This is a genomic window from Azoarcus sp. L1K30 (assembly GCF_018122735.1).
Lineage (GTDB): Bacteria > Pseudomonadota > Gammaproteobacteria > Burkholderiales > Rhodocyclaceae > Parazoarcus.
Genome location: NZ_JAGRRD010000001.1, coordinates 3,831,636 through 3,858,336, shown reverse-complemented (window position 1 = coordinate 3,858,336; position 26,701 = coordinate 3,831,636). Strand labels below are relative to the sequence as shown.

The 26,701-nt window shown below is 64.0% G+C and carries 23 protein-coding genes; 1 reads left to right on the top strand and 22 read right to left on the bottom strand.

Annotated features, from left to right (window positions below; translation table 11 throughout):
- Positions 1 to 8: 8 nt before the first annotated feature.
- The 7 genes from pyrF to J5J83_RS17620 form a co-directional block, all read right to left on the bottom strand.
- Positions 9 to 821, bottom strand: a complete 813-nt coding sequence (pyrF, locus tag J5J83_RS17650) for an orotidine-5'-phosphate decarboxylase (RefSeq protein WP_212351260.1) — start codon at positions 819 to 821, stop codon at positions 9 to 11.
- 27 nt (positions 822 to 848) lie between these two features.
- A complete protein-coding gene (ubiA, locus tag J5J83_RS17645) occupies positions 849 to 1,718 on the bottom strand; it encodes a 4-hydroxybenzoate octaprenyltransferase (protein ID WP_212353364.1) in 870 nt (289 codons plus the stop codon).
- 40 nt (positions 1,719 to 1,758) lie between these two features.
- Complete coding sequence (gene recG, locus J5J83_RS17640; RefSeq protein WP_212353361.1) at positions 1,759 to 3,819, bottom strand: ATP-dependent DNA helicase RecG; 2,061 nt, start codon at positions 3,817 to 3,819, stop codon at positions 1,759 to 1,761.
- A gap of 20 nt (positions 3,820 to 3,839) precedes the next feature.
- On the bottom strand, positions 3,840 to 4,220 hold the full coding sequence (locus tag J5J83_RS17635; protein WP_212351259.1) for a RidA family protein: 381 nt from the start codon (positions 4,218 to 4,220) through the stop codon (positions 3,840 to 3,842).
- A 137-nt stretch (positions 4,221 to 4,357) separates the two neighbouring features.
- Entirely contained in the window at positions 4,358 to 4,792 is a 435-nt protein-coding gene (gene fliW / locus J5J83_RS17630; RefSeq protein WP_212351258.1) for a flagellar assembly protein FliW, read from the bottom strand.
- Between the two features lie 56 nt (positions 4,793 to 4,848).
- Complete coding sequence (locus J5J83_RS17625; RefSeq protein WP_212351257.1) at positions 4,849 to 5,430, bottom strand: SPOR domain-containing protein; 582 nt, start codon at positions 5,428 to 5,430, stop codon at positions 4,849 to 4,851.
- Positions 5,427 to 6,026 (bottom strand): DUF2802 domain-containing protein, encoded by a 600-nt coding sequence (locus tag J5J83_RS17620; protein ID WP_212351256.1) that lies wholly within the window; start codon positions 6,024 to 6,026, stop codon positions 5,427 to 5,429. The genes J5J83_RS17625 and J5J83_RS17620 overlap by 4 nt, the downstream gene beginning before the upstream one ends.
- 134 nt (positions 6,027 to 6,160) lie before the next feature.
- On the opposite strand from J5J83_RS17620, the gene J5J83_RS17615 reads away from it, so the two are divergent.
- Entirely contained in the window at positions 6,161 to 6,940 is a 780-nt protein-coding gene (locus tag J5J83_RS17615) for a YdcF family protein (protein WP_212351255.1), read from the top strand.
- A 60-nt stretch (positions 6,941 to 7,000) separates the two neighbouring features.
- Here J5J83_RS17615 and J5J83_RS17610 read toward each other — a convergent pair whose 3' ends face one another.
- The 15 genes from J5J83_RS17610 to J5J83_RS17540 form a co-directional block, all read right to left on the bottom strand.
- Positions 7,001 to 7,801 (bottom strand): enoyl-CoA hydratase, encoded by an 801-nt coding sequence (locus J5J83_RS17610; protein WP_212351254.1) that lies wholly within the window; start codon positions 7,799 to 7,801, stop codon positions 7,001 to 7,003.
- A gap of 163 nt (positions 7,802 to 7,964) precedes the next feature.
- Positions 7,965 to 9,191, bottom strand: a complete 1,227-nt coding sequence (gene nqrF / locus J5J83_RS17605) for an NADH:ubiquinone reductase (Na(+)-transporting) subunit F (protein ID WP_212351253.1) — start codon at positions 9,189 to 9,191, stop codon at positions 7,965 to 7,967.
- A gap of 15 nt (positions 9,192 to 9,206) precedes the next feature.
- A complete protein-coding gene (gene nqrE / locus J5J83_RS17600) occupies positions 9,207 to 9,815 on the bottom strand; it encodes an NADH:ubiquinone reductase (Na(+)-transporting) subunit E (RefSeq protein WP_212351252.1) in 609 nt (202 codons plus the stop codon).
- 1 nt (position 9,816) lies between these two features.
- The gene (locus tag J5J83_RS17595) at positions 9,817 to 10,485 is read right to left on the bottom strand and encodes an NADH:ubiquinone reductase (Na(+)-transporting) subunit D (protein WP_212351251.1); all 669 of its coding nucleotides are present in this window, start codon (positions 10,483 to 10,485) and stop codon (positions 9,817 to 9,819) included.
- Positions 10,486 to 10,487: 2 nt separating this feature from the next.
- Positions 10,488 to 11,276 carry a Na(+)-translocating NADH-quinone reductase subunit C gene (locus J5J83_RS17590; RefSeq protein WP_212351250.1) on the bottom strand — a complete coding sequence of 263 codons (789 nt, stop codon included), beginning with the start codon at positions 11,274 to 11,276 and terminating at the stop codon, positions 10,488 to 10,490.
- Positions 11,266 to 12,480, bottom strand: a complete 1,215-nt coding sequence (locus J5J83_RS17585; protein WP_212351249.1) for an NADH:ubiquinone reductase (Na(+)-transporting) subunit B — start codon at positions 12,478 to 12,480, stop codon at positions 11,266 to 11,268. Before J5J83_RS17585 ends, J5J83_RS17590 begins: the two co-directional genes overlap by 11 nt.
- Before the next feature lie 2 nt (positions 12,481 to 12,482).
- Positions 12,483 to 13,820 (bottom strand): Na(+)-translocating NADH-quinone reductase subunit A, encoded by a 1,338-nt coding sequence (locus tag J5J83_RS17580; RefSeq protein ID WP_212351248.1) that lies wholly within the window; start codon positions 13,818 to 13,820, stop codon positions 12,483 to 12,485.
- 263 nt (positions 13,821 to 14,083) lie between these two features.
- Positions 14,084 to 15,283 carry an acetyl-CoA C-acyltransferase gene (locus J5J83_RS17575; RefSeq protein WP_212351247.1) on the bottom strand — a complete coding sequence of 400 codons (1,200 nt, stop codon included), beginning with the start codon at positions 15,281 to 15,283 and terminating at the stop codon, positions 14,084 to 14,086.
- A gap of 552 nt (positions 15,284 to 15,835) precedes the next feature.
- On the bottom strand, positions 15,836 to 18,217 hold the full coding sequence (locus J5J83_RS17570) for a 3-hydroxyacyl-CoA dehydrogenase/enoyl-CoA hydratase family protein (RefSeq protein ID WP_212351246.1): 2,382 nt from the start codon (positions 18,215 to 18,217) through the stop codon (positions 15,836 to 15,838).
- Positions 18,218 to 18,339: 122 nt separating this feature from the next.
- Positions 18,340 to 19,614: an outer membrane protein transport protein gene (locus tag J5J83_RS17565; protein ID WP_212351245.1), complete on the bottom strand. Its 1,275-nt coding sequence runs from the start codon at positions 19,612 to 19,614 to the stop codon at positions 18,340 to 18,342.
- Positions 19,615 to 19,748: 134 nt separating this feature from the next.
- The gene (locus J5J83_RS17560) at positions 19,749 to 20,153 is read right to left on the bottom strand and encodes an acyl-CoA thioesterase (RefSeq protein ID WP_212351244.1); all 405 of its coding nucleotides are present in this window, start codon (positions 20,151 to 20,153) and stop codon (positions 19,749 to 19,751) included.
- On the bottom strand, positions 20,150 to 22,159 hold the full coding sequence (locus tag J5J83_RS17555) for a 3-hydroxyacyl-CoA dehydrogenase NAD-binding domain-containing protein (RefSeq protein WP_212351243.1): 2,010 nt from the start codon (positions 22,157 to 22,159) through the stop codon (positions 20,150 to 20,152). Before J5J83_RS17555 ends, J5J83_RS17560 begins: the two co-directional genes overlap by 4 nt.
- Complete coding sequence (locus J5J83_RS17550) at positions 22,156 to 23,442, bottom strand: acetyl-CoA C-acetyltransferase (protein ID WP_212351242.1); 1,287 nt, start codon at positions 23,440 to 23,442, stop codon at positions 22,156 to 22,158. Before J5J83_RS17550 ends, J5J83_RS17555 begins: the two co-directional genes overlap by 4 nt.
- Complete coding sequence (locus J5J83_RS17545; protein ID WP_212351241.1) at positions 23,439 to 25,913, bottom strand: acyl-CoA dehydrogenase; 2,475 nt, start codon at positions 25,911 to 25,913, stop codon at positions 23,439 to 23,441. The genes J5J83_RS17550 and J5J83_RS17545 overlap by 4 nt, the downstream gene beginning before the upstream one ends.
- Positions 25,914 to 25,979: 66 nt before the next feature.
- Positions 25,980 to 26,675: a TetR/AcrR family transcriptional regulator gene (locus J5J83_RS17540; protein ID WP_212351240.1), complete on the bottom strand. Its 696-nt coding sequence runs from the start codon at positions 26,673 to 26,675 to the stop codon at positions 25,980 to 25,982.
- Positions 26,676 to 26,701 lie beyond the last annotated feature (26 nt).

The window sequence follows — 26,701 nt, the reverse complement described above, 5'->3', positions numbered from 1 at the left end:
CCCCCGTATCAGCGCTGCGCATTGATCGCGTCGCGCGTCTCAAGCGCCACCCGGCGCGCGTCGCTGGCGAAATCCTCGCCCTTGCCCGCATACAGGATGGCGCGCGAGGAGTTGATCATCAGCCCGAAGCCGTCGGCGGTGCGTCCGGCCTGCATCGTGGCGGCGATATCACCACCCTGGGCACCGATGCCCGGCACCAGCAGCGGCATGTCGCCGGTCAACTCGCGTACACGGGCGATCTCGGCCGGGAAGGTCGCGCCGACCACCAGCCCGCAGTTGCCGCTCGCGTTCCAGTCTTCCGCCACCAGCCGCGCCACGCGCTCATACAGCTTTTCGCCACCGACATCGAGAAACTGCAGATCTGAGCCGCCCGGGTTCGATGTCCGGCACAGCAGGATCACGCCCTTGTCCGGATAGGCCAGGTAGGGCTCAACCGAATCGCGCCCCATGTAGGGATTGACCGTAATCGCGTCAGCACGGAAGCGCTCGAAGGCCTCTACCGCATATTGCTCGGCGGTACTGCCGATGTCGCCGCGCTTGGCATCCAGCACCACGGGGGTGGCGGGATGGCGTTCGTGGATGTGGTCGATCAGCGCTTCGAGCTGCTCCTCGGCGCGCCGCGCCGCGAAGTAGGCGATCTGCGGCTTGAAGCAGCACACGAGGTCGGCCGTGGCATCGACGATCTGCTTGCAGAACTCGAAGATCGCATCCGGCCGGCCCTGCAGGTGGGCGGGAAAACGGGCGGGGTCCGGGTCGAGCCCGACGCACAGCAGGCTGTTGCGCTGCTGCCAGGCGCCCTTGAGGGCGGTCATGAAGTGCATGGTGGATTCCGGGTCAGGACGGCCGGTTCAGAGCCGGCGCAGCAAATCGTCGACAAGGACACCGCAGAAGATCGCGGCGCCCAGCCAGTTGTTGTGGCGAAAGGCCTTGAAACAGTCAGCCCGCTCGCGATGGCGAATGAGGGTGAAGTGGTAGCACGCAATGCCCGCTGCAGCCAGCAGGCCAAGAAAATAGGCCGGCCCGCGCGCCATTGTGACCCCCACCCAGGCCAGCAGACACAGGGCGATGGCGTAGCACAGCATCACTGCGGCAACATCGAAGCGGCCGAACGTGATCGCCGAGGTCTTGATTCCGATCTTGAGATCGTCCGGCCGGTCGACCATCGCATACTCGGTATCGTAGGCCACGGCCCAGAAGATGTTGGCCAGTAGCATTACCCAGGCGACCATCGGCACCTCGCCGAGCACGGCGGCAAACCCCATCGGGATGCCAAAGCCGAAGGCAATCCCGAGGTAGGCCTGCGGAATGGCCAGAAACCGCTTGGTATAGGGGTAAGTGCCGGCGAGAAACAATGCGGGCAAGGACAGCCAGATCACCAGCGCCTGCAGGGGCAGGACCAGCATGAAGGCGAGGATCGCCAGTCCGCCGGCGAGCAATAGCGCTTCGCGGGTGCTGACCGCCCCGGTGGCAAGCGGTCGCATGCGGGTGCGCTCGACATGGCCATCGAAGTCGCGATCGGCATAATCGTTGATCACACAACCGGCCGAGCGCATCAGCAAGGTGCCAAGGGCGAAGATCAGCAGTATGTGCAGCGGCGGAACACCATCGGCAGCAAGCCACAGGGCCCACAGCGTGGGCCACAGCAGCAGCAGGGTGCCGATGGGCTTGTCGAGCCGCATCAGGCGAACATAGTGGGGAAATCGGTCGGCTAGCGTCATCGGATGAAAGCGGGGTCGCGCAGCGCGCATTTTACCCGGATCAGGCCCGCAGCAGGCCTTCGCGTCCGCCGACCCAGCGCGTCAGCAGGCGTTCGGCCAACCCCGGCTCATGTGCCAGCATGTGTTCGGCCAGTGCGCGCGCCGGCCCGATCAGGTCGTCATCAGCTTCGAGGTTGGCAAAGCGCAACAGCGGCACGCCGCTCTGGCGCGCACCGACGAACTCGCCTGGCCCGCGGATATGCAGATCCGCGCTGGCGATCACGAAACCGTCGGTCTGCTCATAGATCACTTTGAGCCTTGCCCGCGCGGTGTCCGACAGCGGCTGGGCGAAAAGCAGGATACACACGGACTCGGCCGTCCCACGTCCGACACGTCCGCGCAGCTGATGCAACTGCGCGAGGCCGAAGCGCTCGGCATGCTCGATCACCATCAGACTGGCGTTGGGCACATCGACGCCGACCTCGATCACCGTCGTCGCCACCAGCACCTGCAATTCGGCGGCGGCAAAGGCGGCCATCGTGGCCGCCTTCTCGTCGGCCTTCAGGCGGCCGTGGATGAGGCCGATCTTCAGCTCGGGCAGATCGGCGCACAGCATCTGGAAGGTATCCACCGCGGTCTGCAGCTGCAGCGCTTCGGACTCTTCGATCAGCGGACACACCCAATAGGCCTGCCGCCCTTCGAGACAGGCATCGCGCACGCGGCCGACCACTTCATCCCGCCGGGCATCGGACACCAGCCGCGTGCGAATCGGCGTGCGCCCGGGGGGCAGCTCATCGAGTACCGAAACATCGAGATCGGCATAGTGGGTCATCGCCAGCGTGCGCGGTATCGGCGTGGCCGACATCATCAGCATGTGCGGGCGCTGACCGGCCCGTCCCTTTTCGCGCAACGCCAGACGCTGGCGCACGCCGAAGCGGTGCTGCTCATCGACCACGGCCAGCGCCAGCTTCGGCATTGCCACCGGATCCTCGATCAGGGCGTGGGTGCCCACTGCAAGCAACAACTCGCCATTGTGCAGACGCTCGAGCTCGGCCTCGCGTTCGCGCTTCTTGCGCCCGCCCGATATCCAGGCAACGTCGATACCCAGCGGCGTCAGCCAGCCATGCAACTTGCGAAAATGCTGTTCGGCCAGAATCTCGGTCGGCGCCATCAGCGCCGCCTGCCATCCGTTCTCGGCCGCCTGCAACATGGCCAGTGCGGCGACGATGGTCTTGCCGCTGCCAACGTCACCCTGCAACAACCTTTGCATCGGATGCGCGGCGGCCAGATCTGCGGCGATTTCAGCGCTCGCACGCTGTTGCGCCCTGGTCAGGCTAAAAGGCAATTGCGCGATCAGGGCGGCGGTGAGCCGATCCCGCACCGGCAGCGCGGGCGCACCCAATGCGCGGCGGGCGTTGTAGGCGCGGCGCAGGGAAAGCTGCTGGACCAGCAGTTCTTCGAACTTGATGCGCCGCCATGCCGGATGGTCGCGGCTTTCAAGGGCCGACGGATCGGCGTCGGGGGCAGGATGATGCAGTGCATTCAAAGCCGCGGCAAAACCGGGCAGGCCGAGACGCGCGCATACGTCGGGCGGAATCGGATCGTCCAGCGCGACGGTCCGCAGTGCGACGTCGATCAGCTTGCGCAGGGTAGCCTGTCCGATTCCTGCAGTGGTCGGATAGACCGGCGTCAATGCCTCCGGCAGCGCCTCGCCAGCCTCGATCGGGCGCACGCGCGGATGCACCATCTCGTCGCCGAAGAAGCCGCCCCGGACCTCGCCAAACAGCCGCACCCTGCGTCCGACCGCCAGTTGTTTCTGTTGCGAAGGGTAAAAATTCAGCCAGCGCGCCACCAACGTGCCGGAACCGTCGCGCACGCGCGCCACCAATTGCCGGCGCGGCCGCAGCGTGACTTCGCATGACACGACGTCTCCCTCGACCTGCGCGGGAAACCCGTGGCGCGCGTCGACGATGGGAGTCAGTCGGGTTTCGTCCTCATAGCGCAGGGGCAGATGCAGCAGGAGGTCCTCCTGCCGGTAGATATCGAGCTTGGCGAGGCGGCCCGCCAGTTGCCCGCCGACGCCGGGCCAGCCCGATGCCTGAGCGCGCCCGGACTCACGCAGACCCACGCCGCTGCGGGCAATCAGCCAAGAACGAGAACAGCGTCAGCCTCGACCACCGCGCCCCGTGGCAACTCCTTGACGCCAACCGCCGCACGCGCCGGATAGGGCTCGGCGAAATAGCGCGACATCACCGCATTGACGGTGGCGAAGTTGGACAGGTCGGTCAGGTAAATAGTCAGCTTGACCGCATCGGCTAGCGAACCGCCCGCTGCCTCGGCCACCGCCTTGAGATTGTCGAACACCCGCACCGTTTGTGCTTCGAACCCTTCCACCATCTGCATCGAGACCGGATCGAGTCCGATCTGTCCCGAACAATAGACTGTGTTTCCGACTTTCACGGCCTGTGAATAGGTGCCGATTGCGGCGGGTGCGCTGGGTGTGGATACGATGCTGCGACTCATGTCTGGATTCCGGAAATTGACTGCGTGTCCGATTTTAACTCACGAGCAAGAGTATTGCGGCACAGCACGGATGGTCGGCCCGGTTCGACCCCGACCTTGCCAACCGCCGTCGCCACACCGGCCTGAAGCAGTACGTATCAGCTCTGCGCCCGCAGCAGGATGTCGCATCCGAGCTTGTTGATGACTTTCTGGATACCGCGCCGTGCGCCGACATTGATGACGAGCGGCGCCATGAAATTGGCTCGCAGACCTGCGGTAGCCGGGTCCTCGTCATCACGACGCACGATGATCGCCACCAGCGCATCCTCGGGGCGCTCGAGCTGCAGCAGGGCCAGCTCCTCGTCGGTCAGGGGGAACTCGTAGTTGATGCCGAACTGCTCCGGCCCCGTCAGCGAGAAGGTCACCTCCGGATCATCCGCGCTCTGCAACATGAAGACCGTTGCTTCCGCGCCCTCCTCGTGCACCAGCGCGAATCGGTGGCAGCCTTCGAACCCCGGCAGTCCCGCCGGAAATTCGATCAGCTTGTCGTCGGACACTTCAAACACACCCAGCACCGGACTCTCGATCTTCATGGTCTTCCCCTCCTCGGTCTTGTTCCCTGATCAGATGCGCACGAAGTGCGTGACATCTATTTGGTCTTGCGCGGTGGCACAACGATTCCGGCACTGAGCCCTTCCCGCTTCAGGCGCGCCTGGGCGGCCTCCGCTGCCGCCTTGCTTGCGAAAGGGCCGACAACAACCCGCCCCTCGACATGCGCCGGCAGGCCCCGCTCAGCGACGTCGGCCCGCAGATCCTCCGCATTGTCCATCGCGCTGAACACGCCGAGCTGCACAAGATAGCCGTTCGCCAGCGGTGGACTCGGCTTGCGCATCGCCTCCCTGGCCGCACCGCCATCCTTCGCGGCGACAGGTGCCGTGGCAGGCGCCACAGGTTCAGGCGCGGCGAGAACGGGGGCGTCCGCGACGAGCGCTGGCGCTTGCACTGCAGGTTCGGGCGCCGGGGGCACTGGTTCGGGCACAACGGCAACCGGGGCGGGGACAACGGGCTGCTGCACCGGCCCGGATTGCGCCGGCGCGAGCGCCGACGGCCTCGGCGCTCGCTCACCGTCCTCGAACACCAGCACCCCGAACAACAACACGACTGCACCGAACACTGCGATTCCTGCCCGCCGCAGCGCGCGGATGCGCAGCACGCCTTCGTCAATGCTCATGCTTGCCCCTCGCCGTCACGTGCGGCAAGCGACACCACAAGCTCGGCTTCCGCGCGTGTAATGCCGCAGCGCGCCGATACATCCTCGACCGAGAAGCCCCTGCGCGCGAGCACGAGTGCCTCACTGTATTCGGGTGACGCGTTCGGCCCCGTCCGGTCAACTGTAGCGGCAGGCGCGGGGACGGCCGGCGGCGCATCGCCGATCCGCTTCACGGCCTCGTGAAGCGCCCCGATTTCGTCCTGCTGCACATCCAGGGCGGCGCGCAAGGCGCCGATCTCGCGCCGCAGACGCTGAACCTCCAACTCGAGCGCAAACGGATCCGGTCCGCCCCCGGCCGTGGGCGGCACGGTCGCAGCGGGTGGGCCCGCAGCCGGCATCGGCGCATAGTTGAACGCCGCCTCGTCGATCTCGTCCGCATCCTCGTTCGCATCCTCGTTCGCATCGGCAGGGGCCTCGGCCTGCGCGCGTGCAGGCGCAGACATCGGCCGCGCGGCGCGGCCTGCGCGGCGTCCGGCGAGCAGCGCACGCAGGAATTGCCAGCCACCGTACAGCAGCAAGGCGGCAATCAGGGCCCAGATCAGCTGACGAAATCCCATGGCGGTTCAGCGCACCGCCGGGAAGGCAGCGGCATGCGCCACGAACGGCAAGCGGCAATACATGGACATGGGTTGAAGGCGCCGGATTGAATTGCACTGATAATACTGGCCACGGCTAGATTGGACAAACACACATGAACCTCGACTGGGTGCTGGGACTGTTTTGGCTCAAGAAGCTGCTATCGATATTGCTGCTTCCGCCGCTACTGCCTTTCGTACTGATCTTTGCAGGCCTGTTGATCGGACGACGACGCGCACGCGGCGGCCGTCTGCTCGTCTGGACCGGGCTCGTCGTCGGCGTCGCGCTGGTCACGCCGGTTTCAGTCGGCTGGATGCTGGAAGCACTTGAACCCCGTGTGCCCTTGCGCGCCGAACAATTGGCCGATGCCCAAGCCGTCGTGATCCTTGGCGGCGGACGCACCAGCGACGCCCCGGAATACGGCGGTGACACGGTCAATCGCCTTACCCTCGAGCGCCTGCGCTACGGCGCCAGGCTGGCGCGCCGCTCCGGATTGCCGGTGCTGGTCAGCGGCGGCGCGCCCAGCGGTGACATTCCCGAGGCGATCCTGATGAAGTCCGCGCTGGAGGAGGATTTCGGCATTCGCGTACGATGGGTTGAGCCGTCATCACGCGACACTCGCGAAAATGCTCGCTATTCCGCGCTGCAGTTGAAAGCCTCGGGCATCACCCACATCGCCCTGGTCACGCATGCCGCCCATATGAAACGGGCGCAACTGGAATTCGAGTCGCAGGGCCTGCAGGTGGTCAGCGCACCCACAGCCTGGCAGGGACCGCGTGACGGCAGGAACGAAGGCGACGCGCTGGCGGCGATACCCAACCCGGCTGCGGCCTACGCCGGCTGGTACGCGGCGCATGAATGGCTTGGACTGCTGGCCTACCGTCTGTCGCGCTGAATTCGCCGACCGGGGCGGGAGCCCTCGGCCCCTCCCACGTCCGTACCCATGCTGGCGAGGCTAGCGCCCCTTGAAAACCGCCTTTCGCTTTTCCAGAAAAGCGGTGACGCCCTCGGCGAAGTCCTCGCTGCCGCCGCAGCGTCCGAAAGCAAGCGCCTCGCTCTGCAGTTGCGTTTCGAGTTGGCTGTCGAGCGATGCGGCAAGCAGGCGCTTGATCTCGCCATAGGTCTGCAGCGGCCCGGCTTTCAGTCGGGTGCACAGTTTCTCCGTCTCAACGTCGACCTCGGCCGCCGGCACGCTGCGGGTAACGAGACCGAGCCGCAAAGCTTCAGCCGCATCGAAACGTTCGCCCAGCAGCAGGAGCTCGGCCGCTTTGCGCCGACCCACCATGCGCGGCAGGAAATACGATGCGCCGCCGTCGCCGGACAGGCCGATCGCCGCATAGGCGGTGGTGAATACCGAACTGTCCGCGCAGACCACGAGGTCACAACCCAGCATCAAGGTCAGGCCAAATCCGGCACAAGCCCCGCGCACCTTGGCGATCACCGGCTGTTCGAGCGCCTGCAGCGCCTCCACGGTGGGATTGATGTACTGCTCGATCATCGCGCGAAAGCTCGCGCGTCGCGCCTCCGGCGACAGATGCAAATGCGTGGCGAAGTCCTTGAGATCGCCGCCTGCCATGAAGTGATCTCCGGCACCGACGATCAGCAGGACCGCAAAGTCCTTGCGCTTTGTCAGCTCGCGGGTGGCAGCGGCAAGGTCCTGCATCATTTCGACCGACAGCGCATTCAGGGCCGCCGGGCGATTCAGGGTGAGTGTGGCGACGCCGTCAGCGACGTCGAGCAATACGGTTCCGGCCATGCTGTCTTCCTCTTCTCTGTCGGGCAACCATTCTGCACCGTATGTTGAGGACGACAGGTTAGCGCGGAACGCCGAAATAAAAAACGCCCCCGCATCCGGACATCGTCGGAAGCAGGGGCGCGTTCTCCACGCCGAGCCTGACAGGACCCGGCGTGCAAATGAATCAGCCGCCGAAGTCGTCGAGCATGATGTTCTCGCGCTCGACGCCCAGATCGAGCAGCATCTTGATCACAGCGGCGTTCATCATCGGTGGGCCGCACATGTAGAACTCGCAGTCCTCGGGGGCCGGATGGTCCTTGAGGTAGTTCTCGTACAGCACGTTGTGGATGAATCCCGTGTATCCCTTCCAGTTGTCTTCCGGCAGCGGATCGGACAGCGCCAGGTGCCACTTGAAGTTGGGATTGTCTTCCGCAAGCTGGTCGAACTCCTCGACATAGAAGGCCTCGCGCATCGACCGCGCGCCGTACCAGAAGCTGATCTTGCGCGTGCTCGACAGACGCTTGAGCTGGTCGAAGATGTGCGAGCGCATCGGCGCCATGCCGGCACCACCACCGATGAAGACCATCTCGTTGTCGGTGTCGCGCGCGAAGAACTCGCCGAACGGGCCATACACGGTGACCTTGTCGCCCGGCTTTAGGTTGAACACCCAGGACGACATCTTGCCCGGCGGGATATCGTCGCGTCCGGGCGGCGGCGAGGCCACGCGGATGTTGAACTTCACTACCCCCTTCTCTTCTGGATAGTTCGCCATCGAGTACGCCCGAATCACGGTCTCGTCGACCCGGGATACGAAGCGCCACATGTTGAACTTGTCCCAGTCGCCGCGGTACTCGGGCTGAATGTCGAAGTCCTTGTAATTGACCACGTGGGGCGGGCACTCCAGCTGCACGTAGCCGCCGGCGCGGAACTCGACGTTCTCGCCTTCGGGCAGGCGCAGCGTGAGCTCCTTGATGAAGGTCGCGACGTTGGGGTTGGACTCCACCGTGCATTCCCACTTCTTCACCCCGAACACTTCCTCGGGCACCTCGACCTTCATGTCCTGCTTGACCGGGGTCTGGCACGACAGGCGCCAGCCTTCCTTGGCCTGGCGCTTGTTGAAGTGCGACTCCTCGGTCGGCAGCATCTCGCCGCCGCCGGACTCCACCACGCACTTGCACTGTGCGCAGGTGCCGCCGCCGCCACAGGCAGAAGACAGGAAGATGTTGTTGGCAGCAAGGGTCTGCAGCAGCTTGCCGCCTGCAGGCACGGTGATGGTACGTTCGTTGTTGATGTTGATGGTGACGTCACCGCTCGAAACGAGGCGGGCACGGGCCATCAGGATGATCACGACCAGTGCGAGCACGATGGCGGTGAACATGCCGATGGCGATGAAGATTTCCTGACTGTTCATGGATCTGCCCCGTCCTTACAGCTGTACGCCGGAGAAAGACATGAAGCCCAGCGACATCAACCCGATGGTGATGAAGGTGATGCCCAGGCCCTGCAGGCCTTCAGGCACATCGCTGTACTTCAGCTTCTCACGAATGCCGGCGAGCAAGGCGATCGCCAGCGCCCAGGAGGCCCCGGAACCAACGCCATACACCGTGCTCTCGGCCAGGTTGTAGTCACGCTCCACCATGAACAGCGAACCCGCCATGATGGCGCAGTTCACCGTGATCAGTGGCAGGAATACACCGAGCGCGTTGTAGAGGCTGGGCACGTACTTGTCGAGCAGCATCTCCAGGATCTGCACGATGGCCGCGATGACGCCGATATATGACAGCAGGCCGAGGAAGGACAGGTCGACGTCGGGAAGGCCCGCCCACGCCAGCGCGCCGTCGCGCAACAACCAGGTGTAGATCAGGTTGTTGGCCGGCACGGTAATGGTCTGCACGACGATGACGGCGATGCCCAGACCGATGGCAGTTTCGACCTTCTTCGAAATGGCAATGAAGGTGCACATGCCGAGAAAGAAGGACAGCGCCATGTTCTCGATGAACACGGAACGCACGAAGAGGCTGATGTAGTGCTCCATCTCAGTACGCCTCCTTGTTGATCACCTGCGGTGCCATCTTGAACGCGGGCGCTTCGACCTGTTCGGTCTTCCACGTACGCAGGCCCCAGATGATCAGGCCGATCAGAAAGAAGGCCGACGGCGGCAGCAGCAGCAGGCCGTTGGGCACGTACCAGCCACCATCCTTGGCCAGGCTGAGGATCTCGAAGCCGAACAGTTTTCCGGCACCGAACAGCTCGCGGATCACCCCCAGTGTAAGCAGCATCGCGCTGTATCCCAGGCCGTTGCCGATACCGTCCATGAACGACAACAGCGGCGGGTTCTGCATGGCGAAGGCTTCGGCACGTCCCATCACGATGCAGTTGGTGATGATCAGGCCGACGAACACCGACAGCTGCTTGGCCAGCGAGAAGGCGTAGGCACGCAGGATCTGATCGACCACGATCACCAGCGAGGCGATGATCACCATCTGCACGATCATGCGGATCGAACTCGGGATCTGGCTGCGGATCATCGAGATGAACATGCTCGAGAACGCCGTCACCAGCGACAGCGCGATCGACATCACCACCGCGGTCTTGAGGTTCGACGTGACCGCGAGTGCAGAACAGATACCGAGTATCTGCAAGCCGATCGGGTTATTGTGGAAGATCGGGTTGAAGAGGACTTCTTTTACCGTGGGTTGCGACATGATCAGACCCCCTGGGAACGCAGTTTGGCGAGATAGGGGCCGAAGCCCTGTTCGCCGAGCCAGAACTGGAGAAGGCGGTCGACGCCCTTGCTGGTGAGGGTTGCCCCCGCCAGCGCATCAACCTGGTGATTGGCATTCGGACTGGCCGGATCCACCCCGCCCTTGACGATCTGGATGACCGGCTTGCCAGCTTCGTCAAACAGCGTCTTGCCTGGCCACAGGGCCTTCCACTTGGGGTTGTCGACCTCGCCGCCAAGACCCGGTGTCTCGGCATGCTGGTAGAAGCCGAAGCCGACTACCGTATTGAGATCGGCCTTCACCGCCATGAAGCCATGCAGTGTGGACCACAGCCCGTACCCGCGCACCGGCAGGATCAGCGATTCGAGCTTGCCGTCCTGTTCAACCATATACACCGTGGTGAAACGCTCACGGCGCTTGATCAATGCCGTGTCCTTCTCACCAGGCAAGGCTTCGGACAACTTCGGATCGCGCGCAGCCTTGAGCGGATCGAAGGTCTCCGGATTGAACGCGGTGGAATACTCACCGGTTTCCAGATCGACGACCTTGGCGGTAATACGCTTGGAGAAGAGCGCCTTGACCTCGCGCCCGGACAGGCTCCCATCGCCCAGCCCGGCGATGGCAAGGATGCTGCGCTGCTTGTCGAGCTGGCGGTTCTCGATCTGCACCGGCTTCAGCGATACCGCTGCACCGGCCACGAACACCGAGCTGACCAGACTGACCGCCAACGCCACGAACAGCGTGCGGCTTGTCGATTCTTTCTTACTGGACATTGCGCGCCAACCTCCGCTTGATGTTGGCCGAGACCACGAAGTGGTCGATCAGCGGGGCACACAGGTTGGCGAACAGGATCGCCAGCATGATGCCCTCGGGGAAGGCCGGGTTAACCACCCGGATGAGCACCGTCATGATCCCGACAAAGGCGCCGAAGATCCACTTGCCGGTATTTGTCATCGAAGCCGACACCGGATCGGTCGCCATGAACATCATGCCGAAGGCAAATCCGCCCACCACCATGTGCCAGTACCAGGGCATGAAAAACATCGGATTGGTCGCCGAGCCGATGGCATTGAACAGCAGGCTGGTGGCGATCATCCCCAGCATCACCCCGGACACGATCCGCCACGACGCGATCTTCATGATCAGCAGCACCGCGCCACCGATGAAGATCGCCAGCGCACTGGTCTCACCCACCGAGCCGTGGATCAGTCCAAGAAAGGCATCCATCCAGGTGATGCCGCCGGCGACGATCTGGTCGAGGCCGCCAGCCGCGCCAAGCGACAACGGGGTGGCACCGGTAAAGCCATCGACTGCCGTCCATACCGCATCGCCCGAGAGCTGTGCAGGGTAGGCAAAGTAGAGGAAGGCCCGGCCGGTCAGTGCGGGATTGAGGAAGTTCTTGCCGGTACCGCCGAACACCTCCTTGCCGATCACGACGCCGAAACTGATGCCGAGCGCGACCTGCCACAGCGGCACTGTCGGCGGACAGATCAGTGCGAACAGCACCGAAGTCACGAAGAAACCCTCATTGACCTCATGGCGCCGAATGGAGGCGAACAGCACTTCCCAGAAGCCGCCAACGACAAAGGTCACCAGGTAGATGGGCAGGAAATACACTGCGCCCTGCACCATGTTGTCCCATACGCTGCCCGGATCGAAACCGGCAAGGGCGCCGATCAGCGCCATCCGCCAGCCGTGCTGCGCCGCGAGCAGGTCCGGCGTGGCTGCATAGATGGTATTGGCCTGATAGCCAATGTTCCACATGCCGAAGAACAGCGCCGGAAAGGTGCACAGCCACACTGTGATCATCATGCGCTTGAGGTCGAGACCGTCGCGCACGTGTGCGGTGGTGCGGGTGACAATGGCCGGGCGGTAGAGCGCGGTATCGATGGCCTCGTAGAGGGCGTACCACTTCTCGTGCTTGCCACCCTTTTCGAAGTGGTGCTCGATACTGTCGAGATATGAACGCAGACCCATGCTCAGCCTTCCTTTTCGATGCGTGTCAGGTTGTCCCGCAGGATCGGGCCGTACTCATACTTACCCGCGCACACGTAGGTGCACAGCGCAAGATCCTCCTCATCCAGTTCGAGCGCACCGAGTTTCTGAGCCATCTCGGTATCGCCGACGATAAGGTAGCGCAGCAGCTGGGTCGGCAGGATGTCGAGCGGCATCACCTCCTCGTAGTTGCCAACCGGCACCATGGCACGCGGGCTGCCATTGGTGGTGGTGGTGAAGTCGAGCTTGCGCTCGCCGAACAGCTTCGAAGCAAAAATATTGAGCACCGAGTGTTTGTTGGTACCGGCGCGCAGGTAGTGCATGAACTCGCGCTCGGTCCCTTCCCGCAGGCAGGACACTTGCAAGTGATAGCGGCCGAGGTAGGCACAGGCACCGCGCGCCGTGCGCCCGCCGAATACTGAACCGGAGATCACCCGGTTGCGGCCCACCGCCATCTCGCCTGCGGTCAGTTCATCCAGATTGGCGCCAGGCCGGGTGCGAACCAGGCGGGGCTTGTCCACAACCGGTCCGGCCAGCGCGACGACGCGCTCTTCCCACAGGCGCCCGGAGGAAAACAGCTTGCCGATCGCAATCACATCCTGATAATTCAGGTACCACACCGACTTGTGCGCATCGACCGGGTCGAGGAAGTGGATGTGGGTACCCGGCAGACCAGCGGGGTGCGGCCCGGAAAAGGTCTCGACAGTGACATTGCGTACACCGGCGGCGGCAAACTTCGCATCCGGCGCCTGGCACAGGAACACCCGTGCGAGCTTGCCGAGCACCGTGAGTCCGCGCGTAAAGTCTTCCTCATATTCGGCGATGACTACCGCGGGATTGGCCGCGAGCGGATGCGTATCGATCGCGGTCACGAAGATCGAGCTGGGCATGGCATCCACCGCTGGCACCTTGCTCAGGGGGCGCGTACGCAGCGCCGTCCACAAGCCCGATTGCTGCAGGTTTTCGCGCACCGTCTCAGGCGTCAGCGCATCGAGCTCGGCATCGCTGTAGCGTGAAAACTCGATCGCATCGTCACCGTCGACGTCGATCACCACCGACTGCAGCACGCGCTGCTCGCCACGGTGAATGGCGCTCACCACACCAGCGGCGGGCGCCGTGAAATGCACGCCCTCGGTCTTCTTGTCGGAGAACAGCACCTGGCCCAGCTTGACCCGGTCGCCCACCTGCACCGCCATCGTCGGCTTCATGCCGTGATAGTCGAAGCCGATGACGGCCACGCTACGCACCGGCCGCCCGGCTTCGATACGCTGCACGGGTGCGCCGGTGACAGGCAAATCGAGGCCGCGTTTGATTTCTATCATGCGTCTATCGCCCAATCACTCGTGAGAATGGTGGGGTCTTGAGATGCTCCCGAGCCGTCATTCCGGCAAGCGCACGCAAGCCCCGCGTAAACAAACCCCCGAATTATAGGAGATTGTTACCGGCCTATCACTTGCGGGAATCACATATAAGACACATTTCTTTTATATAAGAGTTTCCTTAAATTCATACCGACTAAGCGCCCGGGAAAAACCATTGTTAAGAAATGGTCTTTTTGAAAATGCACCAGTATGGTGACTTCTGCTCAGACCCGTTCGAACACACCGGCAGCACCCATGCCGGTGCCGATACACATGCTGATCACGCCAAGACGGAGCCCCGTATCGCGCTGCATTGCCGCCATCAGGGTCGCGGTACGGATCGCGCCGGTCGCACCCAGCGGATGCCCGAGTGCGATGGCGCCCCCCAGCGGATTCACCTTCGCCGGGTCCAGCCCCAGCTGACGAACAACTGCCAGCGCCTGTGCGGCAAAAGCTTCGTTGAGCTCGATCCAGCCAATATCGTCCTGCGCCACACCCGCCATTTTCAGCGCCCGCGGGATGGCCTCGACCGGACCGATACCCATCACCTGCGGAGGCACGCCTGCCACCGCAAAGCTGCGAAACCGCGCAATCGGAGCGGCATTGAAGCGCTTGAGCGCAGCCTCGCTCATCAACAGCACCGCCCCCGCACCGTCCGACATCTGCGAGCTGTTCCCGGCAGTCACCGAACCACGCGCGGCAAACACCGGCTTCAGCTTGGCAAGCCGCTCCATTGCGGCATCGGCCCGCGGGCCTTCGTCATGCTCGAGCACACGCTCGGCGATACGCACGCTTCCGCCTTCGCCCGGCAGGTAGGACTGCACGGCATAGGGTGAGATCTCGGCAGAGAAGTGTCCGGCCACAATCGCCGCGCATGCGCGCCGGTGCGATTCGACGGCAAAGGCGTCCTGGTCCTCGCGGCTGACTTCCCACTGTTCGGCCACCTTCTCGGCCGTCAGGCCCATGCCGTAGGCGATGCCGATGTTCTCGGCCTTGCTGAATATTTCCGGGTTGAGACTGACCTTGTTGCCCATGATCTGCGGCATCGCGCTCATGCTCTCGGTGCCGGCGGCAATCATCACATCGGCCTCGCCGAGGCGGATGCGGTTGGCGGCATCGGCCACCGCCTGCAGGCCGGAAGCGCAGAAGCGGTTGATGGTGATGCCCGGCACGGTGTCCGGCAGGCCGGCGAGCAACAGACCGATACGCGACACGTTCATGCCCTGCTCGGCTTCCGGCATGGCACAGCCGGTGATCACGTCACCGATCTCGGCCGGATCTAGCCCGGGCACCTTGGTGACGACCTCGCGCAGCACCTTGGCCAACATGTCGTCCGGTCGTACATGGCGGAAAGCGCCGTTACGCCGAGCCACCGGGGTACGCACTGCGGCGACGATGTATGCATCCTGAATCTGTTTGTTCATTTGCTCTGTCTCCGAAAGAACTGCTTGTCGGCGTTTCTTCAACACATTTCGCGGTGGTCGGACTCGTGGTCGGTTGTCGTGGCGGTTCTGCGCGTTTGTGTTCGTGGTAGATCTCCGCGCCGGAAGTGAGTGCTTGTTCTGCGGGCTGCGGAACTCGCCCTTTGGGCTCGGACAGTCCTCGCCCGCGCCACAAACACTCACCCCCGTCACGGCACATCACGGTTGCTCTAGGGCAGGTAAAAGCAAAGACAAAGGCAAAGACTGAGCCGAAAAATAAAAACTACGCTCTGCGTACGCGAACCTCAAATTTGCAGCCCACGGCCCTGACGCCTGCAAGAACTGGCCTCAAAGCATCGAAACCCGACTCACCGCCCGCCTTTCCCTTAAATAACAACCCCAATCAACCGCAGTGGGGTGTCGGTCATTTGAGCAAGGGGCGAGGACTGTCCGAGCCCGCAGGGCGAGTTCCGCAGCCTCTTGAGCAAATGACCGATGCCCCGCGCAGCGCCCCCGAACCGCAACGCTCCCCAACCCAAAAAACAACCAACAACCTCAATTCCGCAACGGCTTCCCCGTCTCCAGCATGTACTGAATCCGCTGCTGCGTTTTCTCCGTCTTCAGCAACTCGACAAACTGGGCGCGTTCGACGTCAAGAATCCACTGCTCACTCACCCGTGCATTGGTATCCACCTCCCCACCGCACAGTGCCGTCGCCGCGGCCTTCGCCACCTTGTAGTCATGCGCCGAGATGAAGCCTCCCTCGGCCATGTTCACAAGCATCAACTCGCAGGTCGCAATCCCGTTTCGCCCGGCCACCGTCACCGCAGAACTCGGCAAGGACGGCCGCCAGCCGGCCTCGGCCATCGCCCGCGCGCGCCGGATTGCCACGTAAAGCAACTCGTGGGCATTGAACACGATGTCGTCCCCGGCGCGACCGAAGCCCAACTGCACCGCCTCGAGACCGCTCTTGGCCACCGTCGCCATGGCGATGGTCTGGAACGCATTCTGGATGTAGGGAAACACGTCGCCGCCGGCCGCCCGCTGCACCATGACATGGGCCTGCAGCGCGAACTCCTTGCTGCCGCCTCCGGCCGGAATCAGGCCGACGCCGGCCTCGACCAGGCCGACATAACTCTCCAGCGCCAGCACCCGGTGGCCCGCATGCATCACGAACTCGCAACCGCCGCCCAGCGCCATGCCCTGCACCGCGGCCACCACCGGCACTTGCGCATGCTTGATCGCCATGGAGGTGCGCTGGAATTTCGCCACCACCTGCTCCAGCATGTCGAACTGCCCGGCTCGGCAGGCCTCGCCAACCTGCTGCAGGTTTGCACCCACGGCAAACGGCGCATCGTTCCACAGCACCAGACCATCGAGATCGGCCTCGGCACGCGCGATCGCCTCCAGCATGCCGTCGAGCACCTCATCGCCGATCGCATGCTTCTTCGATGTCAGCGACACAATGCCGATGCGCGCATCCTGGTCCGGACGCCGCCACAGACGCAGGCCCGAGTTCTCCCACAAGGTCTCGCCACGATCGTCCGGCGCTTCACCCAGCACGCGATCGGGATACAGCTGACGCCGATACACCGCGAGCGTCGGGCGCGGCTTGAGCGCCACCTCGGCTGCGCTGAACGAGCCCTCGATAGCATGCACCCCCGTGCGCTCGAACACCCACGCGGGCAGGGGCGTATTCGACATCGCCCGGCCATGCTCGATGTCATCCCTCACCATTTCCGCAATGTCGGCCCAGCCCGCCGCCTGCCAGGTTTCGAATGGCCCCTGCGCCCAGCCGAAGCCCCAGCGCATCGCAAGATCGACGTCGCGCGCATTGTCCGCAATCGCGCCCAGGTGAACCGCGCAGTAGTGAAACACGTCGCGGAAGATCGACCACAGGAACTGCGCTTGCGGATGCGGATGTGCCGCCAGCTGGGCGAACTTCTCCACCGGATTTTTCAGGCTCAGAATGTCATCGACATCAGGGAACATCTCTGCGCCGACCTCGCGGTAGTCGTCGTGCGCGAGATCGAGCACCATGATCCTGCGCCCGTCCTTGCGATAGATGCCGGCACGCGTCTTCTGTCCCAGCGCGCCCTTTGCAATCAATGCCTGCAACCACTCGGGGGTGCGGAAATGGGCATGCCAGGGGTCGTCCGCCAGCGTCGCCTGCATGGTGCCGACCACATGCGCCAGCGTATCCAGTCCGACCACGTCGGCAGTACGGAACGTTGCACTCTTCGGGCGGCCGATGCGCGGACCGGTGAGCAGGTCGACCTCGTCGAAGCTCAGTCCGAGCCTGGCGGTGTGGTGCATCACCGCGAGAATCGAGAACACCCCAACCCGGTTGGCGACGAAGTTCGGCGTATCCTTGGCGCGGATGATGCTCTTACCCAACCGGGAGGTCAGCCACGCCTCAAGATTGTCCAGCATCGCCGGGTCGGTATCCGCGGTCGCGATCAGCTCCACCAACGGCATGTAGCGCGGCGGATTGAAGAAGTGGATGCCGCAGAAGCGGCTACGCCGCGCCTCGGGCATCCCGTTGGCAAGCGCATTGATGGACAAGCCGGAAGTATTCGACGCGAACACGGCGCCGGGCTTAAGGTGCGGCGCGACCTTCGCATAAAGGTCGAGCTTCCATTCCATCTTCTCGGCGATGGCCTCAATCACCAGGTCGCACTCGCCGAGACGGGTGAGATCGCTGCCGTAGTTGGCCGCCTCGATGTGCTGCGCCCGATCCTTTGCCGCCAACGGCGCCGGATCGAGCTTCTTCAGTCCCGCCAGTGCCTTGTTGATGACCGCATTGGCATCGCCTTCCTTTGCCGCGAGATCAAACAGGATTACCGGCACATCGGCATTGGCGCAGTGGGCCGCAATCTGCGCCCCCATCACACCGGCACCCAGCACGGCGACCTTGCGGATGATGAAATTACTCACGTGGGTCTCCAATGTTGCAGCGGCGCGCCCGTCTCATCCGGGCTCGCCATGAGCAGAGTTCCGACCGTCGACCCCGTCATTCGCGAACTGCGCGCATCGGGTTCGGCAGCCGGGTCGAAGGGTCAGAACGCCATCGAGTACTGGGCGCCGAGGATCCACACGCTCGAATCGTACTCCCCGGTCACGCGCCCGCGTCCGGCCGCAGCCTGATTGTTGTCGATGCGGGTATCGGGGACGTAGAGGTAGGCGGCGGCAAGGTCGAGCCGTGCGCCATTCGACATCCTGTACTGTCCGCCAACGGTAAACCAGGTGCGGTCATTGTCAGGCAGGGACACCAGGCGGCGCTCCTTGTCGCGGACCGGCGTCTGATCGTAGGCAAGACCGAACTTAAGCTTCCACGCGTCGTTCATCTGGTAGTTGGCACCAACTGCGACACGCCAAGTGTCCCTGAACTCGGTTTCCAGCGTCTGCACGGTAACGCCCGACAGGACCCCCGACGTGCGAACGATGTCTACTTTCTTGATCGAACTCCATCCTGTCAGCGATACGTCGCCCAGCAGTTCCCAGCGATTGTCGAGCTTGTGCGTCGCACTGAGAATGAAGGTATCGGGCAGTTCCACGTCTGCACTGGCGCGGCCTGTCGTCAGTGCGGCGCTGGCGCCGGCGGCAAGCCCCTTCACCCTAAGATCCCCGTCGAGTTCGTGCTTGATGGACGAGCGATAGGACAAGCCCAGCTTGGTTGCCGCGGACAGCGTGAACAGGGCACCTGCATTCCAGCCCCAGGCGTCCGAGGCGGCGTCGAGCGTTGCGTAGGTCCGTGTGAGCGGGACCGACACCACCGCCGCTGCACGCGTGTATTCGACATCCATGCGCTGCCAATTCACGCCCGCGCCGATGGAAACCTTGTCATTGATGCGGTATGCGATCGACGGGTTGATGTTGTAGGTCTTGATGTCGAAAGTGATCGAGTGGGCGGCACCGACCCAGTCCTTGTCATACTCGGTCACCAGGCCGAAAGGGGCGCCCACGCCCACGCCGAGGTAGAGATCCCGGTTCAGTGCCCAGGACAGGTAGGCGTTTGGCAGCGCGGCCCAGTCTCCTGCATCACCAGTGTTTCCCGATAACAGACCCGACTGCGAGCCTTTGTCCCTGAACTTGAAACTGGGCCTGACCGCGGCAAGGCCGACGGAGAGCTCGCGCGCGCCGAGTTGCGTCATTCCGGCCGGGTTGAAGAAGATCGTGCTGGCGTCTTCGGCCACTGCCGCCGACCCCGCATAGGCATTGCCGAGGCCGCTCGCGTTCTGCTCGAGCAACTGGAAGCCTGATGCGGCCGCAGCCCCCGCCCACAGCGACAGGATGCCCAACGATAGATGAACTGCGATTCTGTTTTTTTTCATGAAAGTCTCCTCCATTCATGTGTTGCGACAAATTGTGAGTGTGTGCCGTCAACATCCCCCGCACGCACCGGCTGGCGAACGGGTCCTTCGATGCAGGGCGGAGAAGGCCGCTGCCACCTCCTCCGCCATTGCAATCACTCCGCGGGCATCGGCCGCTTGCGCCCCTTGTCGTCCAGGGCGACATAGGTCAGCCGTGCCTCGGTCACCTTTACCACGACCGGATTCTCGGGATCGCGCTCGGCGTAGACCTCGACATCCACGGTAACCGATGTGCGCCCGGAAGACACGACATCCGCATAGAAACTTACCAGATCACCGACCGATACGGGCTGCTTGAATACGAAGGAGTTCACCGCCACGGTGGCGACCCGCGATTTGGCACGCCGCCGCGCAGGTATCGCCCCGGCGATGTCGACCATGGCCATGATCCAGCCACCGAACACGTCCCCGGCAGGGTTGAGGTCGGCGGGCATGGGCATGACGCGCAGCGCGGGCTGCCGACCATCGGGCAAGTTGGTGAAGATGTTTGAGGCGCTCATGACGGCTCCTGTTGGGCGGCTGGCGAAATATGATCGTTGACGGCGACTGCGCTACCAGTCGGCGCCTTCTTGCGGGTTTGCTGGTAGTGCATCGGGCCGCCGCTCCATGGCGCGAAACCGGTACCGAAGATCACGCCGGCGTCGGCCAGGTCGGCGTCCGCGACGACGCCTGCGTCAACACAGCGCCGGGTGGCGGACAGCAGCGGCGAAAGGATGCGCTCGGCAAGCCCTGTGGGTGCAGTCACCCCTTTTGCCCGCTCTGGCTTGCCATCGTCCCACCGGTAATAGCCCTCGCCGCTTTTCTTGCCGAGCTTGCCCGCCGACACCAGCGCCAGCAGCTTCTGCGGTGGCTCGCCACCGTCGCCGGCCAACGCCTTGCCGGCTGCCACCGCGATATCGAGGCCGACCGTATCGACCAGCTCTACCGGTCCCATCGGCATGCCGAACTCGACGAGTGCGGTATCGACGACCTCAGCTGCGACGCCTTCCTCGACACAGCGCAGCGCCTCCAGCATGTAGGGGCCAAGCACTGCATTGACGAGGAAGCCGGGGGCGCTCTTCACCGGCAGCGGCAACTTGTCGAGACTGCGTACAAAGGCTGCCGCACGCTGCAAGGCAAGCGCATCCGATTGCTCGCCCGCCACCACCTCGACCAGCGGCATCATCGCAACCGGGTTGAAGAAGTGAATGCCAATGAGGCGAGCGGAATCGGACAGACAGCCTGCGATGTCTTCCAGCTTCAGGCTGGAGGTGTTGCTGGCGAGGATGGCATCCGGCCGTGCCTTGCGCTCGAGCTCGGAAAACAGGGCCCGCTTCGCATCCAGATTTTCGAAGATGGCCTCGATGATGACATCGGCGCGCGCGACACCATGGCCCCGAGGATCGGGAATCATGCGATCGAGCGCAAAGCGCACCTGGCGCCCGTCGCCCTTGAACCGGCGCTCGAACATCTTGGCTGCGCGCGCAATCGCGGGGGCGATGCGCTCCACGGTCTGGTCCTGCAGGGTCACGGTCAGGCCGCGCTGCGCACACACGGCCGCGATGTCGCCACCCATCACCCCGGCGCCGACCACATGTACATGACGCGGGGTGAAATCGACGTCCTTGCCGAAGCCCTTCAGGCGCTCCTGCAGATGGTAGACCCGCAGCAGGTTGCCCGTGGTGGGCGAGGCGAAGATCGTCTCCAGCGAGGCCGGCTCACCCGCCGGTACCGCCAGCGCATTGCCGTCGAAGCGCGCCCACATGTCGATGATCGCGTAAGGCGCGGGATAATGCTCGCGGCGCGCTCGATCGGCGACCTGCTTTCTTGCCTTGTCCGCCACCTTTGATTTCAGCGGCCCATTCATCAGCCGCGCCATCCACGGCAGGGGCAGATTGGCACAGCCCGAGCGCACCCGCATGCGGGCCGCGTTCTCCATGACCCGTGGTGGCACGCAATCGTCGGCCAAGCCGATACGCGTCGCCTTCTTTGCATCCACCGACTTGCCGGTGAGCATCAGGTCGAGGGCCTGCACCGGTCCGATGCGGGCCGGCAGACGTTTCATGCCACCCCAGCCCGGCACGATGCCAAGCATCACTTCGGGAAGCGCGAGCCGGGTTCCTGGCTCGTCGACCACGACTCGATAGCGACAAGCCAGCGCAAGTTCGAGTCCGCCGCCCAGACAGTGCCCCCGGATCAGTGCCAGCGTGGGGTAGTCGACTTCTGCCAGACGTTCGAACAGCAGCCAACCGCGGGCGACCAGCGCGCGGGCGTCGGCAGCCGAGGTGAGTGTCGAGAACTCCTCGATGTCAGCTCCCGCGATGAAACCCGACGCCTTGGCCGAAGCAATCACCAACGCTGCAGGCGGCTCGGCGTCGAGCGCGTCGAGCACGCTACCAAGCTCGTCCATCACGGCGGCAGAGAGCGAGTTGGTGGTACTGCCTGCCTTGTCGAGCGCCAGCCACGCCAGGCCGTCCGCCTCACGGCGCAGCCGCCAGTGCTGCCAGTCGTTTACGACCTGGTTCATTGCATTGCCTCCACCAGCATGGCGCCACCCTGTCCGCCACCGATGCAGATGCTGGCCATGCCGCGGCGCCCGCCTGTACGTCGCAACACTTGCAGCAGATGCAGCACGATGCGCACGCCGCTCGCCCCCACCGGATGACCCTGTGCCACCGCACCGCCGTCGATGTTGAGCCGGGCGGTGTCGGGCGCACCCGGTGCCTTGTCGACGCCGAAGTGCTCGTTGAAATAGGCGTCGTCACCGAAGGCAAGCAGACAGGCGACGACCTGGGCGGCGAACGCCTCGTTGAGCTCCCACGCGTCGAGATCGCCCGGGCGCAAGCCATGTCGGTGCAGGATGGGCTGTGCTGCATGCACCGGCCCCAAGCCCATTTGCTCGGGCGCCAGGGCCGCCCATTCACTGTCGACGATACGCCCCATCGGCTCCAGCCCGAAGCGCTCGACCGCTTCGGCCGAGGCCAGCACCAGCCAGGCCGCACCATCGGTGATCTGGGAGCTGTTACCGGCGGTCACCTTGCCGTAGCGCCTGTCGAAAAACGGCTTGAGCTTTGCCAGCCCAGCCATCGACGCATCGCGGCGCAGGCCGTCATCGGTCTTATACACCGTGCCGTCACGATCGATCAGCGGCACAATCTCGGCATCGAAATGGCCCGCATCCTGGGCAAAGGCGACACGCTTGTGACTCTCGACCGCGTACGCATCCATGTCTTCACGCGTGATGCCGAATTTCCATGCCAGATTCTCGGCGGTCTGCCCCATCAACTGCCCCACGACCGGATCCGTCAGGCCTTTCATGATGCCGATCACCGGGGCAAGATTGCCGAGGCGGAATCTGCGCACCACCGCCAAGCGTTCGCTGACCGACTTCGCCGCGTACCATGACGACAACCAGCGCACCATCGCCTCCGACAGCAGCAGCGGCGCACGCGACAGTGCATCCACACCGCCCGCCAGCACCAGCTGCGAGCGCCCGGCCTGGATATTGACCATTGCCGAATCGATCGCCTGCATGCCGCTGGCGCAATTGCGCATCACCGTCCATCCGGGCACTTTCAGCCCACAGCCCATGCGCAATGCCGTCACGCGGCCGATGTTCACTTCGTCGGGCGCAGGGCTGGCGCACCCCAGGATGACTTCGTCCAGCTGATCGGGCGCAAAGCGCTGGCGTGCCAGCAGGGCGGTGCCCGCCGCTGTTGCCAGATCGGACGCCGAGAACGGCCCCGGCGTATTGCGCGACTTGAGAAATGGCGTACGCGCACCGTCGATGATGAATACGTCCCGACTCACGCGGCCTCCTTCAGCGCCGGCATGTCACGCAGGGCCGCGCGCAGTCCGAAATCGAAAGGGAAGTCGTCCACCCGGATGACCTTGTCGCGCAACTCGCCACGACGTTGCAGCACTGCAAACTCGTCGCTGCCGATGACGCCAGTCTCGTGGGCCTTCTTCCACAGGGCATCCACCCCGCCGCCCACCAGCAGCCCGGGCTCGAAGCTGCCCGCTCGCATCGCCTGCTTGACCTTTGCCTCGATCGGCTCGGCCTCGACCGTCGCCAGCAGGGCGGCTTCAAGCGCCGCCACCGGCTCATCGAGATCGGTCGGCAGATAGACGTCCGCGGTAAGCCGGTCGCGACTCGCGGACGGCTCGATCAATAGCTTCGCCACCTCGTGGCCCAGTCGGTCCGACGGCACCACGTAGGGGCGGCCGAGCGGGAACACGACCAGCCGTCGCAGCAACATGGCAACCAGACGATTGGGGAAGTTCGCAATCACGCCTTCGAAGGCATTCTGCGCGCGGAACATGCAATCCCAGATCGCCCAGTGCATCAGCGGCGCGTCGGCCTGCTGCCGCCCCTCGGCCTCGAAGCGCCGCAGCGTGGCCGAGGCGAGGTACATCAGCGACAGGATGTCACCCAGCCGGGCGGAGAGCTTTTCCTTGCGCTTGAGCGCGCCGCCCATGGTGCCCATGGACAGGTCGGAGAGGAACGCAAACGCCGCCGAGAAACGCGTCAGCTGCTGATAGTAGCGACGCGTTTCGGGCGCCACGTCGGCGTCGATCTTTACGAAATGGGAACCGGTGAGCCCCATCACAAGTGCCCGTGCGCCGTTGGTCACCGTGTAGCCGACGTGCGCCCAGAGCGCGGCATCGAAGGCATCCAGATCGCCCTGCTGCGCCGCCTTCATTTCATCCATCACATGCGGATGGCAGCGCACCGCACCCTGGCCGAACAGAATCAGGCTGCGGGTGAGGATGTTGGCACCTTCGACGGTAATGCCAACCGGAATCTGCTGATAGGCGCGGCCGAGAAAGTTCTGCGGCCCGAGGCAGATGCCCTTGCCGCCGATCACATCCATGCCGTCGTTGACGGTCTGACGCGCACGCTCGGTAACGTGATACTTGACGATGGCCGACACCACCGAAGGCTTCTCGCCGAGATCGATTGCCCCTGCAGTCATGATGCGAGTGGCGTCGCTCAAATAGGTGTTGGCGCCGATGCGGGTAAGCGCCTCCTCCACACCTTCGAACCGGCCGATGGCGGTCTTGAACTGATAGCGCACCCGCGCATAGGCACCGACGGCGCGCGCGGTGAGTTTCTGCATGCCGGTGTTGGAGCCCGGCAGCGAGATGCTGCGCCCTGCGGCCAGGCACTCCATCAGCATGCGCCAGCCCTGCCCCGCCATTGCCGGCCCGCCGATGATGAAGTCAAGCGGCATGAAGACATCCTTGCCGCGAATCGGCCCGTTCATCCACACCGCATTGAGCGGGAAATGTCGCCGGCCGATCTCCACGCCGGGGTGGTCGTGCGGCACCAGTGCGCAGGTGATGCCGAGATCAGCCTCTTCGCCGAGCAGGTGCTCGGGGTCGTACAGACGGAATGCCAGGCCGAAAACGGTGCATACCGGCGCCAGCGTGATGTAGCGCTTGTCGATGGACACCCGCGCGCCTAGCACTTCCTGCCCGTTCCATATTCCCTTGCACACCACGCCCGCATCCGGAATCGACGCCGCGTCCGACCCCGCCCACGGACTGGTCAGTGCAAAGGCCGGAATGTCGTCGCCCCGCGCCAGGCGCGGCAGGTAATACGCCTTCTGTTCGTCGGTGCCATAGTGCAGCAACAGTTCCGCCGGCCCGAGCGAATTGGGCACCATGACCGTCACCGCCGGCGTCGACGATCGTGTCGACAGTTTGGTGACGACCTGGGAATGAGCAAAGGCGGAGAATCCCTTGCCGCCAAATTCCCTGGGAATGATCATGCCGAGGAAGCCCTTGGACCGGATATATGCCCACACCTGTTCCGGCATGTCCTGCTGCTGGGTGACATCCCAGTCCCTGACCAGGCGGCACAGTTCCTCGGTCTCGTTATCCAGAAAGGCCTGCTCTTCCTCATTGAGCCTGGGCCACGGATAGGCCGAGAGCTTCTTCCAGTCCGGGGCACCGGTAAACAGCTCGCCTTCCCACCACACCGTGCCGGCTTCGAGCGCGTCGCGCTCGGTCTGCGACATCGAGGGCAGGGCGCGACGAAAGGCCTTGAAGATCGGCGCGGTGATGAAGTCGCGACGGAACGCCCGGTTGATGAAGGCCCCCATGATTGCACCGAACACCAGCATCACCAGCAGCGCCGCCCAGATCGACCAGCCCGCCGCGGCGGCGAAGGCGCCGATCCACGCCAGACCAACCCCAAGCCAGGCAAAAAGTGGCGCTCGCCCGTAGGCGAGCGCACCAGCCAAGGGAGGGAGGGAAAACAGAATCAGCCACATCATCACAGTCTCCTTTCACCGGCGATTGCAGTCTTGTCGCTGCGCTTCGCCATCAATCGCAAGTATTGGTCAGGCAGCATCGAGCCCATGGCGTTCATCGGTCGGCACGAAGGTCGGCAGCGGCGCACGCAGGCCGCCCAGCAGGAAGGACATCAGCCGCGGCATCAGTCGCTGCGGATCGGCATCGTCAAAGGTCCCCGCAAAGAGCTGCAGCGCGTCCGTGCCTGCAATTGCGTAGGACATGGCGCCCATCATGAAATGGAAACGCCACAGGATTTCCTCACGCGGCACACCGGGCAGAGATCCGTACAGCGCGGCGAGAAAGCGTTCCAGCACTTCGGCGTACTCTTCGGCTAGGAATTGGCGCACGAAGCCGTTGGGCTCGGTATAGGTGCGCCCGAGCAGACGCATGAAGGTACTGCCGCCATGCTCGGTGTCTGCGGCAAGCGCCAGTGCGGTGCCGAAAAAGGCCTCTACGATCTGGCTCGGCTTGATCTGAGCCCCGCTCGCTTCGGCCTCGATACGATCGAGTGCAGCCAAGCGTTGACGGTTGAGCTCGGTCAGCCTGCGCCTGAAGACTGCCTGGATCAACGCATCCTTGCTGCCGAAGTGGTAATTGACCGCTGCCAGGTTCGCCGCGGCCCGGCCAGTGATCATGCGCATCGAGGTGGCTTCGAGCCCATGCTCCACGAACAGGGCCTCAGCCGCATCGAGAATGCGATCACGGGTGTCGGGCGTCGTCGAACGACTGTCTGACAGGGTCATTTGAAACATCCAATTAAAACGATCGT